The organism is Pectobacterium fontis (assembly GCF_000803215.1).
GTDB lineage: Bacteria > Pseudomonadota > Gammaproteobacteria > Enterobacterales > Enterobacteriaceae > Pectobacterium > Pectobacterium fontis.
Map to the genome: position 1 here is coordinate 12844 of NZ_JSXC01000012.1, position 12283 is coordinate 25126.

Sequence of the window (12283 nt, forward strand, 5' to 3'; positions counted from 1 at the left end):
ATGATCACGCTGGAATCACTGGAAATGCTGCTGTCTATCGATGAAAACGAACTGCTGGACGACCTCGTCATCACGCTGCTGGCGACGCCGCAGCTCGCTTTTTTCTTTGAAAAGTATCCCAGCCTGAAATCCGCGTTACTCAAAGACCTGCCTGATTGGAAAGAAACCTTAAAACAACGCCTGCGCACCACCCAAGTACCGCCAGAGCTGGAAAAAGAATTTAGTTGCTACCAGCGTTCACAATCGATCGACAACCAGACGTTTCAGACGCGCCTGCCTGCGATTATGGAGACGCTGAGCAACGTGGAATCACCATTTCTGACACAGGCTTCACAGCTTACGACGTCCCCAGAGCGAACCTTAGGGCAGAAAATCACCAGTGGACTGCATTCACTTTTTCTTCAGCGCTGGCGGTTGAGCCTCACCCTGCAAACCGTTTCACTGCATCAGCAGTTAATGGAACAAGAACGGGAAATCCTGCTGGACGAACTGCAACAGCGTCTGACCCTCAGCGGCAAACTCGAGCCCATTTTGGCAGAGAATGACAATGCCGCCGGGCGACTCTGGGATCTCAGCGCGGCACAGCGTATTCACACCGATCCCCGCCCATTACTGGATTTCGGCGCTTTCCTGCAACGCCAGCCCGCATTACAGAAACTCGCGGAACGGCTGGGGCGCAGCCGGGAAACCAAATCCATTCTTACGCAAGAAGCGCCACAAGAAGCCTTTCGGGTACGCGTACGGGAACCTGCCACCGTGCCCGAGCAAGTAAGCGGTGTGCATCAGAGCGACGATATCCTGCGTTTGATGCCGACGGAATTGGCTACACTGGGCATCAGCGAACTGGAATACGAGTTTTATCGCCGCCTGCTGGAGCATCGGCTGCTGACCTATCGCTTACAGGGTGAGAGCTGGCGCGAGAAAATCACCGAGCGACCTGTGGTTCATCAGCAAAATGAACAGCAGCCGCGTGGCCCGTTTATCGTCTGCGTTGATACGTCAGGCTCGATGGGCGGCTTTAACGAGCGCTGTGCCAAAGCCTTCTGCCTGGCGCTGATGCGCATTGCGCTCGCCGACAACCGCCGCTGCTACATCATGCTGTTTTCCACCGGCGTGGTGAAATATGAACTGACTTCCGCAGACGGATTAGAGCAGGCGATACGTTTTCTCAGCCAGTCATTTCGCGGCGGCACGGATATGAGCGCCTGCCTGTCAGCGCTGTTGGATAAGATGGATGATGCACTCTGGCACGATGCTGATGCCGTGGTGATTTCGGACTTTATCGCCCAGCGACTGCCGGATGAGGTGGTGAATAAGGTGAAAAGCCGCCAGACGAAGCTACAGCACCGTTTCCATGCGGTAGCGATGTCCGATCATGGCAAACCCGGCATCATGCGCATCTTTGACCATATCTGGCACTTTGATACCGGGTTAAAAAGCCGCTTACTGCGCCGCTGGCAGCACGGTAAGGCTTATTAAAGCAGGCCGGAAACCGACTCACGCAGTGGCTGTGGCCACACGCCGCACTGAACCTGACCAATATGCGACAGGTGCAGCAACAGCATAACCAGGCGAGACTGACCAATTCCCCCACCGATCGTTTGTGGCATTTCACCGCGCAGCAGCGCCTGATGCCATTCCAGCTTCAGGCGTTCTTCATCCTGCGTCAGCGCCAACTGGCGGGTGAGCGCTTCCGCATCCACACGAATGCCCATGGATGAAATCTCAAACGCATCGTTCAGAACCGGGTTCCACACCACGATATCGCCATTCAGGCCAGCCAATTCCTGCTCACCTGGCGTCGTCCAGTCATCATAATCCGGCGCGCGCACATCGTGAGAGTGCCCGCTGGACAGCTTGCCGCCAATCCCAATCAGGAACACCGCGCCCAGTTCTTTCGCGATGGCTCGCTCACGCCCTTTGGCATCCAGATCGGGATAGCGCTTCAGTAAGGTTTCGGTATGCACAAAATGAATCTGTTCCGGCAGGAAAGGCTGAATGCCAAACGCCTGATGTACCGCCGCTTCCGTCGCTTTAATGCCCTGATAAATGCGTGTGACCGTCGATTTCAGATACCCGGCATGGCGCTCGCCATCCCCCATTACGCGCTCCCAGTCCCACTGATCGACATACACCGAGTGGATCGGGCTGAGACGATCTTCATCAGGACGCAGCGCCTTCATGTGGGTATAGATACCTTCGCCGCAGCTAAAATCATAGACGCCCAGCGTTTTACGCTTCCATTTCGCCAGTGAGTGCACCACTTCAAATGTGGCATCCGGCAGCGCTTTCACCTTAACCTGCACCGCTTTTTCCGTGCCAGACAAGTTATCCTGCGTGCCATCGCCGATGCGGCTAAGAATCGGTGCCTGGACTTCAATCAATCCCAGAAGCTGCTCCAGTTGGCTGGAGAAGAAAGATTTAACGAAGCTGATTTGCTGCTGTTTTTCGATGTACTGCTTTTTCATTGCCGCGTCTCTTATCCATCATATTTAGTTATTCATTAAGCAATAAAAACTGCCAGCCATTCAATAATCTTATGGATAAATTGCACTTGTGCTTTTAATCCGTCATTTTATAACGGTATAAAATCATTATTCGCTAAAATAAGAGGTTCAAAGTGGCAGAAATTTATCAGATCGATAATCTCGATCGCGGCATCCTTTCCGCCTTAATGGAAAATGCACGAACTCCCTATGCTGAACTGGCAAAACAGTTTTCCGTCAGTCCGGGCACCATCCACGTTCGGGTGGAAAAAATGAAGCAGGCAGGCATCATTATCGGCACGCGCCTGGACGTAAGCCCAAAAGAGTTAGGCTATGACGTGTGCTGCTTTATCGGCATCATTCTGAAAAGCGCCAAAGATTATCCCTCCGCGCTGGAGAAGCTGAACAATCTGGAAGAAGTGGTCGAGGCCTACTACACCACCGGGCATTACAGCATCTTTATTAAAGTCATGTGCCGTTCGATCGAAGCGCTGCAACATGTACTTATCAACAAGATCCAAACTATTGATGAAATTCAATCCACTGAAACGCTAATCTCTCTGCAAAACCCCATCATGCGTACGATCGCACCGTAATGCTTTTTTCCTATACCCATATTATCCACAGGTAGATCCCAGCCAGATCACAGCGTACAATGTCCCGTCTTTTATCGGATGGGATCGCTATGGCAGACATTACCTTGATCAGTGGCAGTACCCTCGGCAGCGCAGAATACGTCGCTGAGCATTTGGCTGAATTACTGGAGAAGGATGATTTTTCCACCGAACTTCTGCACGGTCCTGAGCTTGATGCCCTGCCTGAAAGCGGTGTATGGCTGGTGGTGACCTCCACCCACGGTGCCGGGGAATTTCCTGATAACCTGAAAGCGCTGTTTGAACAATTGGAACTGCAGAAGCCCGATCTTTCTCAGGTGAGCTTCGGCGCAATAGGGATCGGCAGCAGAGAGTACGACACGTTCTGTGGCGCAATCCAAACAGCGGATCGTATGCTGACCCAGTTAGGGGCAAAACGGATCGGTGAAATCCTTGAGATCGACATCACCCAGCATCAGATTCCAGAAGATCCAGCCGAAGAATGGCTAGGATCGTGGGTAAATTTACTCAAATAAGATTAAATATTCAGCAGTTGAATGTGGATAACTCTGCTTAATTCAGGTGTAAAAGCCGTAGTTATCCCAATAACAACCCGAGTATACTTTTTGTCCTGTGTATAAACCCGCATTCAGATCCCAGCTTATCCTGGCTAGGATCACCGATCATTCACAGGTAAGGATCAACGCCATTATCTTGATCTTTAATATGAATAATCACTTATCCACACAACATGACGATCCTAATAAGAGATCTAATAAAGAGATCTTTAAATAAAAAGATCTTTCTTTAATTAACGAGGATCCAACGGACTTGGTCGTTGGCTCAAAGTTGAGTAGAATCCCCTACCCCAGGGCAAATAACGATCGTTCTCCACTCATCATTCGCAATAATGCGAGGAGCAGTACCATGTTTTATCCAGATCCCTTTGACGTCATCGTGATTGGTGGCGGTCATGCCGGAACAGAAGCAGCAATGGCTTCTGCCCGAATGGGCCAGCAAACGCTTCTGCTGACACACAATATTGATACGCTGGGACAAATGTCTTGTAATCCGGCGATAGGCGGTATTGGAAAAGGCCATCTGGTTAAAGAGATCGATGCCATGGGAGGGCTGATGGCGCGTGCCGTCGATCAGGCCGGTATACAGTTTAGGATACTAAACAGCAGTAAAGGCCCAGCGGTCAGAGCCACTCGTGCACAAGCAGATCGCGTGCTTTATCGTCAGGCAGTTCGCACCGCGCTGGAGAATCAGCCAAACCTGATGATCTTCCAACAGGCTGTCGACGATCTGATTGTGGAAAACGATCGTGTCGTCGGTGCCGTTACCCAGATGGGGCTAAAATTTCGTGCCAAAGCCGTCGTATTAACGGTTGGCACTTTCCTTGACGGCAAGATTCACATCGGGCTGGACAACTACAGCGGCGGTCGTGCAGGCGATCCACCTTCTATCCCGCTCGCGCGTCGCCTGCGTGAGTTGCCTCTGCGCGTTAACCGCCTGAAAACCGGCACGCCACCGCGCATTGACGCCAGAACGATCGATTTTAGTGTGCTCGCTCAACAGCACGGCGACAACCCGATGCCGGTTTTTTCATTCCTGGGGAATGCGAGTCAGCATCCGGCACAAATGCCATGCTATATCACGCATACCAATGAAAAAACCCATGATGTGATCCGTAATAACCTGGATCGTAGCCCAATGTATGCCGGGATCATTGAAGGGATCGGTCCACGCTATTGCCCCTCGATCGAAGACAAAGTGATGCGTTTTGCCGATCGAAACACCCATCAGATCTTTCTTGAGCCAGAAGGGCTGACCAGCAACGAAATTTATCCAAACGGGATCTCCACCAGTCTGCCGTTTGACGTCCAATGGCAGATTGTTCGTTCAATGGCTGGGATGGAAAATGCCCGTATTGTTCGCCCTGGCTATGCCATTGAGTACGATTTCTTCGATCCTCGCGATTTGAAGCCGACGCTGGAAAACAAATTTATTCATGGTCTGTTCTTCGCCGGACAAATCAACGGAACAACCGGGTACGAAGAAGCCGCAGCACAGGGCATGTTGGCGGGGCTGAATGCGGCTCGATTAGCTGCCGATAAAGAAGGCTGGTCGCCGCGTCGCGATCAGGCTTATCTCGGCGTGTTGGTTGACGATCTCTGTACGCTGGGGACGAAAGAACCCTACCGCATGTTTACGTCGCGTGCTGAATATCGTCTGATGCTGCGTGAAGATAACGCCGATCTGCGTTTGACAGAAATCGGTCGTGAACTGGGGATGGTTGACGATCATCGCTGGGCGCGTTTCAACGAGAAACTCGAGAATATTGAGAAAGAGCGTCAGCGTCTGCGCGATGTTCACGTTCACCCGCAGTCTGAGCAGATAGCTCAGGTCAATTCACTGCTAAATACGCCGCTATCACGCGAAGCGAACGGTGAAGAGCTGCTGCGTCGCCCAGAAGTGGATTACGCTCAGCTTACAGGGCTACCGTTGTTCGCTCCGGGATTAACCGATGAACAGGCGGCTGAGCAGGTTGAAATTCAGGTTAAGTACGAAGGGTATATTGCCCGTCAGCAGGATGAAATTGAGAAACAACTGCGTAATGAAAATACGCTGCTGCCTGCCGATCTGGATTATAAGCAGGTTAGCGGGTTGTCTAACGAGGTTATCGCCAAGCTTAACGATCACAAACCGTCGTCTATCGGTCAGGCTTCACGGATTTCAGGTATTACGCCAGCGGCGATCTCCATTCTGCTGATCTGGCTTAAAAAGCAGGGCCTACTGCGCCGCAGCGCCTGATTTACGGTAAACTTATCCCCGAAATAGCCGGTTATCCGGCTATTTTTATTGTAAACCTCATCATTTTCATCGGGATCTTATTGTGCGCAACACACTCGATAATCTGCTCAATGCGGCTGGTATTGTGATTTCAGATAAGCAAAAACATCTTCTGATACAGTATGTTGATATGCTGAATAAGTGGAACAAAGCTTATAACCTGACGTCGGTACGCGAGCCGCAGCAAATGCTTGTCCGTCACATCATGGACAGTATCGTGGTTGAGCCACATTTACATGGACAACGTTTTATCGATGTGGGTACGGGGCCTGGGTTGCCGGGGATTCCGTTAGCCATTGTTCGTCCTGAATCGCATTTCACCTTGTTGGATAGCTTGGGTAAACGTGTACGCTTTTTGCGTCAGGTTCAGCATGAATTACAGCTTGAAAACATCACGCCTGTGCAGAGTCGCGTTGAAGAATTTCCCGCAGAACCGCCTTTTGATGGGGTGATCAGCCGGGCATTTGCCTCTCTGCATGACATGATTAGCTGGTGCAGCCATCTTCCAGCCAGACCGACAGGGCGATTTTATGCTCTCAAAGGCGTACTTCCTGAGGATGAGTTGGCGTCCTTGCCACAAGGTGTCCTATTGGATCAGGTTGTTCGCTTATCCGTGCCCGATCTGGAAGGCGAGCGCCATTTAGTCGTGCTTAAACCAAACTAATTTTGTTTTTTATCAAAAAAATTATAACTAAATATGGCGTATCAGGTTGCCACCTCATTTATCGGTGGCGGCGTTCCAGAACGCATTGCGATCACTAAAATGTTACATCTTCGTTTTTTCTGCATCGTCCTTTTGCTTTCGCGCTGAATAATAACGAGAGAAAATAAATCATAGGTATCAAAAATTAGTTATTTTTGTGTTAATTGGGTAAAGAAACGATATCAATAATGTCAATAGCTGGTTGAAACGTTGTTTGTGGCATTTTTAGTATGCTAATTTAAATAACTTATTGAAGTTAAATAAGATAAATAGCTTATTTGTCTAGAGACAAAAAAAAACACGTTCTGTTATAAATAGCCGCAAACTCTTTTATGTGAGTCACATCACAGATTGGGAGCCTTTAGAAATTAATGACACCGGACATGAGCAGGGGGGATTGTTAGTAAAAACGGGGCTTCAGAAAGAAATTTAAATAATTGTTCACCTTTTCGCTACTTATCGATTGAATTCGCAGGGATGACCCGTATAATTTGCTCGTTTTTTGCTGCTTGACTCAGTGGTGTAAAGGCAGTTCTATACGTCATTCGGTATACCTCTGAAAAGGTATGGAGAGAGCAAACGTCATGCCTGTATCCCTTTACAGTGGAAAAGTGGCCTTCAGGCTACTGTTGTTACAGTTAGTGACTTTTGCTTTGTTGAGTGCTGTTTTCAGCCTCAATAGCGTCAATGCTGCGGCTTCTGCATTAGGTGGGGGATTGGCTGCCTGGTTGCCGAACGTCTTGTTTGTGCTGTTTGCCTTGCGTCATCAGTCAGACAAGCCTGCTGATGGGCGTGTGGCCTGGTCATTCGCGATTGGCGAGGCGCTTAAGGTATTTATCACCATTGCACTGTTAGTGGTGGCGTTAGGCGTGTTTAAAGCGGCATTTTTTCCGCTTGGCCTGACTTATTTATCGGTGCTGATGATGCAGATCGTGGCACCGGCCGTAATTAATCGTTACCGTAGTTAACAACAAAAGGGTAAGGGACATCATGGCTGCTGGAGAAATCTCTACTCCGCAAGAGTATATCAGTCACCACTTGCACCATTTGCAGGTAGGGACGGGTTTTTGGTCGATTAACGTCGATTCGATGTTTTTCTCGATCGCTCTTGGGATCCTCTTTCTGGTTATCTTTCATCGCGTAGCTAAACGTGCGACCAGCGGTGTGCCAGGTAAGCTGCAAACGGCCGTCGAACTGATTATCGGTTTCGTTGATGGCACTGTACGCGACATGTTCCATGGCAAAAGCAAACTAATCGCTCCTCTGGCGCTGACCATTTTCGTCTGGGTTTTCCTGATGAACCTGATGGATCTGCTGCCTATCGATCTGTTGCCGCAAGTCTGGGCGGGTATCTACAGCCTATTGGGGCACGATCCGGCGCATGCTTATCTGCGTGCCGTACCAACGGCTGACGTGAACATTACGTTGTCGATGGCGCTTGGGGTATTTATCCTGGTGCTGTTTTACAGTATCAAAATGAAGGGTCTGGGTGGTTTTGTTAAAGAACTGACCATGCAACCGTTCAACCATCCTGTCTTTATTCCTATCAACCTGATTCTTGAAGGTGTCAGCCTGCTGTCCAAACCTATTTCCTTAGGCTTGCGACTGTTTGGCAATATGTATGCGGGTGAGTTGATCTTCATCCTGATTGCCGGTCTGTTGCCGTGGTGGTCACAATGGTTGTTAAATGTGCCTTGGGCTATTTTCCACATTTTGATTATTACGCTTCAGGCTTTTATTTTCATGGTTCTGACGGTTGTTTATCTCTCGATGGCATCTGAAGAGCATTGATTTTCTTTCAACAAATAACGTTTTTAACTGAAACAAACTGGAGACTGTCATGGAAAACCTGAGTGTGGATCTGCTGTACATGGCTGCCGCGTTAATGATGGGTTTGGCGGCAATCGGTGCTGCGATCGGTATCGGCATTCTGGGTGGTAAATTCTTGGAAGGTGCTGCTCGTCAGCCTGACCTGATTCCTTTACTGCGTACACAGTTCTTTATCGTCATGGGTCTGGTTGACGCCATCCCGATGATCGCTGTTGGTCTGGGGCTGTATGTGATGTTTGCGGTGGCCTAAGCAGAATGTTTTCTGCTGAGGTTAAAACATCAACTTATTTAACTTTGAAAGAGGCATTGTGCTGTGAATATTAATGCAACAATCCTCGGCCAGGCCATTGCGTTCGTCCTGTTTGTCTGGTTCTGCATGAAGTATGTATGGCCGCCGATGATGGCAGCCATCGAGAAACGTCAGAAAGAAATTGCTGACGGTCTGGCTTCTGCTGAACGTGCCAAAAAAGATTTGAACTTGGCTCAGGCCAATGCGACAGATCAACTGAAGAAAGCCAAGGCGGATGCTCAGGTGATCATCGAGCAGGCGAACAAACGCCGTGCTCAGATCCTGGATGAGGCGAAAGCTGAAGCGGAAGCTGAACGTAACAAGATTGTGGCGCAGGCGCAGGCTGAAATCGAAGCCGAACGTAAACGCGCTCGTGAAGAGCTGCGTAAGCAAGTTGCCGTATTGGCGATTGCCGGTGCCGAGAAAATTATTGAACGTTCCGTGGATGAAGCTGCTAACAGCGACATCGTTGATAAACTGGTCGCTGAACTGTAAGGAGGGAGGGGCTGATGTCTGAATTTGTCACGGTAGCTCGCCCCTACGCCAAAGCAGCTTTTGACTTTGCGGTTGAGAATCAGGCTTTGGATCGCTGGCAGAACATGCTGGCGTTTTCAGCCGAAGTAGCGCGCAATGAGCAAATTGCCGAGCTGCTTTCTGGTGCGGTTGCACCGATTGAGCTGGCGAAAACGTTTATTGCCGTTTGTGGTGATCAACTTGATGAAGCCGGTCAGAACCTGATAAAGGTGATGGCCGAGAACGGACGTTTACCAGTGCTTCCTGAAGTACTGGAACAATTTATTCAACTGCGGGCAGCACTGGAATCGACGGTTGACGTCGATGTGATTTCTGCCAATACGTTGAGTGAGCAGCAGCTATCCAAGATCGCCGCCGCTATGGAAAAACGTCTGTCACGCAAAGTGAAGCTGAATTGCAAAATTGATAAGTCTGTCATGGCTGGCGTGGTGATCCGCGCAGGCGACATGGTGATAGATGGCAGCATTCGCGGTCGTCTGGAACGTCTGGCAGACGTCTTGCAGTCTTAAGGGGACTGGAGCATGCAACTGAATTCCACCGAAATCAGCGAACTGATCAAGCAGCGCATTGCTCAGTTCAATGTGGTGAGCGAAGCTCACAATGAAGGTACTATTGTTTCCGTCAGTGACGGAATCATCCGCGTCCACGGTCTGGCAGACGTGATGCAGGGAGAGATGATCTCTCTGCCGGGTAACCGTTATGCGATCGCACTGAACCTGGAGCGTGACTCCGTGGGTGCGGTTGTCATGGGTCCGTATGCGGATCTGGCCGAAGGCATGAAAGTAAAATGTACTGGCCGTATTCTTGAAGTTCCGGTTGGCCGTGGCCTGCTGGGTCGTGTGGTCAACACGCTGGGCGCACCGATTGACGGTAAAGGCGCACTGGATCATGACGGTTTCTCTGCGGTTGAAGCGATTGCGCCTGGCGTTATCGAACGTCAGTCCGTTGATGAGCCAGTACAAACGGGTTACAAATCCGTTGATGCCATGATTCCAATTGGTCGTGGTCAGCGTGAGCTGATTATCGGCGACCGTCAGACGGGTAAAACTGCTCTGGCTATCGACGCCATCATCAACCAGCGTGATTCCGGTATCAAATGCGTGTACGTCGCTATCGGCCAGAAAGCTTCCACGATCTCTAACGTGGTACGTAAACTGGAAGAGCATGGCGCATTGGAAAACACCATTGTTGTCGTTGCGACTGCGTCTGAGTCTGCTGCTCTGCAATATCTGGCACCGTATGCTGGCTGTGCGATGGGCGAGTACTTCCGCGATCGCGGTGAAGATGCACTGATTATTTATGATGACCTGTCTAAACAGGCCGTTGCTTATCGTCAGATCTCTCTGCTGCTTCGTCGTCCACCAGGTCGTGAAGCTTATCCGGGTGACGTTTTCTATCTCCACTCCCGTCTGCTGGAGCGTGCATCGCGTGTTAACGCCGATTACGTTGAAGCATTCACCAAGGGTGAAGTGAAGGGGAAAACCGGTTCGTTGACCGCTCTGCCGATCATCGAAACACAAGCGGGTGACGTTTCTGCGTTCGTTCCGACCAACGTAATTTCTATTACCGATGGTCAGATCTTCCTGGAATCCAACTTGTTTAACGCCGGTATCCGTCCTGCGGTTAACCCAGGGATCTCCGTATCCCGCGTGGGTGGTGCAGCACAGACCAAGATCATGAAAAAACTGTCCGGGGGTATTCGTACCGCTCTGGCACAGTACCGTGAACTGGCGGCATTCTCGCAGTTCGCTTCCGATCTTGATGATGCAACCCGTAAGCAGTTGAGCCACGGTCAGAAAGTGACCGAGCTGTTGAAGCAGAAACAGTATGCGCCGATGTCTGTCGCGCAGCAGTCTCTGGTTCTGTTTGCGGCGGAACGTGGTTATCTGGAAGATGTTGAGCTGTCGAAAGTGGGTAGCTTTGAAGCGGCTCTGCTGGCTTACGCTGACCGTGAGCATGGCGAACTTCTGCAACAAATCGACCAGACTGGCGCTTATAACGATGAGATCGAGGGCAAATTTAAAGGCATCCTCGATACTTTTAAGGCAACCCAGTCCTGGTAACGCCCGGTGGCCTGCTGTAAAGCAGGCCGCAAGGCTTTGAGGAGAAGCAAAGATGGCCGGCGCAAAAGAGATACGTAGTAAGATCGCAAGCGTCCAAAATACGCAGAAGATCACCAAAGCAATGGAAATGGTCGCCGCTTCCAAAATGCGTAAATCGCAGGATCGTATGGCGGCCAGCCGTCCTTATGCGGAAACCATACGCAATGTGATTGGTCACCTTGCGTTAGGAAATCTGGAATATAAACACCCGTACCTGGAAGAGCGCAACGTTAAGCGCGTTGGGTACTTGGTGGTGTCTACGGACCGTGGCCTGTGTGGTGGTTTGAACATTAACCTGTTCAAGAAACTGCTGGCTGATATGAAATCCTGGAGCGACAAAGGCGTTGAAACTGATTTAGCGCTGATTGGTTCCAAAGCGGTTTCTTTCTTTGGTTCGGTAGGCGCAAACATTGTTGCTCAGGTTACCGGTATGGGGGATAACCCTTCCGTATCAGAACTGATCGGCCCGGTTAAAGTTATGCTGCAAGCCTATGACGAAGGTCGTCTGGACAAGCTGTATATCGTAAGCAACAAGTTTATTAATACCATGTCTCAGGAACCGCTTGTTGTTCAGGTATTACCGTTGCCGCCTTCGGATGACGGTGAGTTGAAGAAGAAATCCTGGGATTACCTGTATGAACCCGATCCTAAGTCGCTGCTGGATACCCTGCTGCGCCGTTATGTAGAATCTCAGGTTTATCAGGGCGTCGTAGAAAATCTGGCCAGTGAGCAGGCCGCGCGAATGGTTGCGATGAAAGCCGCGACCGATAACGGCGGTAGCCTGATCAAAGAGCTTCAGTTGGTATACAACAAAGCTCGTCAGGCCAGCATTACCCAGGAACTCACCGAAATCGTCGGGGGAGCCTCCGCGGTTTAAAGCAGGTTTACGA

At 50.3% G+C, this 12283-nt stretch carries 13 protein-coding genes; 12 read left to right on the forward strand and 1 reads right to left on the reverse strand.

All coding sequences use genetic code 11. The features are described from left to right. On the forward strand, positions 1-1479 hold the full coding sequence (gene viaA / locus OI69_RS03705; RefSeq protein ID WP_039346318.1) for an ATPase RavA stimulator ViaA: 1479 nt from the start codon (positions 1-3) through the stop codon (positions 1477-1479). On the opposite strand, the gene asnA is transcribed toward viaA, so the two are convergent. Further along, the gene (asnA, locus tag OI69_RS03710) at positions 1476-2468 is read right to left on the reverse strand and encodes an aspartate--ammonia ligase (RefSeq protein ID WP_039346323.1); all 993 of its coding nucleotides are present in this window, start codon (positions 2466-2468) and stop codon (positions 1476-1478) included. The two genes, viaA and asnA, sit on opposite strands and share 4 nt — an antisense overlap. Before the next feature lie 152 nt (positions 2469-2620). On the opposite strand from asnA, the gene asnC reads away from it, so the two are divergent. The 11 genes from asnC to atpG all read left to right on the forward strand — a co-directional run bounded on the left by asnC (position 2621) and on the right by atpG (position 12270). After that, positions 2621-3082, forward strand: a complete 462-nt coding sequence (gene asnC / locus OI69_RS03715; RefSeq protein WP_039346327.1) for a transcriptional regulator AsnC — start codon at positions 2621-2623, stop codon at positions 3080-3082. A gap of 89 nt (positions 3083-3171) precedes the next feature. Further along, the gene (gene mioC / locus OI69_RS03720) at positions 3172-3615 is read left to right on the forward strand and encodes an FMN-binding protein MioC (RefSeq protein WP_039346329.1); all 444 of its coding nucleotides are present in this window, start codon (positions 3172-3174) and stop codon (positions 3613-3615) included. A gap of 391 nt (positions 3616-4006) precedes the next feature. Beyond that, positions 4007-5896, forward strand: a complete 1890-nt coding sequence (mnmG, locus tag OI69_RS03725) for a tRNA uridine-5-carboxymethylaminomethyl(34) synthesis enzyme MnmG (RefSeq protein ID WP_039346333.1) — start codon at positions 4007-4009, stop codon at positions 5894-5896. A gap of 82 nt (positions 5897-5978) precedes the next feature. Next, positions 5979-6599, forward strand: coding sequence for a 16S rRNA (guanine(527)-N(7))-methyltransferase RsmG (gene rsmG, locus OI69_RS03730; protein WP_039346336.1), 621 nt, complete (start codon positions 5979-5981; stop codon positions 6597-6599). 623 nt (positions 6600-7222) lie between these two features. Continuing rightward, a complete protein-coding gene (atpI, locus tag OI69_RS03735; protein WP_039346339.1) occupies positions 7223-7606 on the forward strand; it encodes a F0F1 ATP synthase subunit I in 384 nt (127 codons plus the stop codon). Between the two features lie 22 nt (positions 7607-7628). Continuing rightward, positions 7629-8429, forward strand: coding sequence for a F0F1 ATP synthase subunit A (atpB, locus tag OI69_RS03740; protein WP_039346341.1), 801 nt, complete (start codon positions 7629-7631; stop codon positions 8427-8429). A 49-nt stretch (positions 8430-8478) separates the two neighbouring features. Beyond that, a complete protein-coding gene (atpE, locus tag OI69_RS03745) occupies positions 8479-8718 on the forward strand; it encodes a F0F1 ATP synthase subunit C (protein WP_005976545.1) in 240 nt (79 codons plus the stop codon). A 63-nt stretch (positions 8719-8781) separates the two neighbouring features. Then, the gene (atpF, locus tag OI69_RS03750; protein WP_010681466.1) at positions 8782-9252 is read left to right on the forward strand and encodes a F0F1 ATP synthase subunit B; all 471 of its coding nucleotides are present in this window, start codon (positions 8782-8784) and stop codon (positions 9250-9252) included. Between the two features lie 14 nt (positions 9253-9266). Next, positions 9267-9800: a F0F1 ATP synthase subunit delta gene (gene atpH / locus OI69_RS03755; protein ID WP_014917153.1), complete on the forward strand. Its 534-nt coding sequence runs from the start codon at positions 9267-9269 to the stop codon at positions 9798-9800. Positions 9801-9812: 12 nt separating this feature from the next. Continuing rightward, positions 9813-11354 carry a F0F1 ATP synthase subunit alpha gene (gene atpA, locus OI69_RS03760; protein ID WP_005976551.1) on the forward strand — a complete coding sequence of 514 codons (1542 nt, stop codon included), beginning with the start codon at positions 9813-9815 and terminating at the stop codon, positions 11352-11354. A gap of 52 nt (positions 11355-11406) precedes the next feature. Beyond that, positions 11407-12270, forward strand: coding sequence for a F0F1 ATP synthase subunit gamma (atpG, locus tag OI69_RS03765; protein ID WP_039346346.1), 864 nt, complete (start codon positions 11407-11409; stop codon positions 12268-12270). Positions 12271-12283 lie beyond the last annotated feature (13 nt).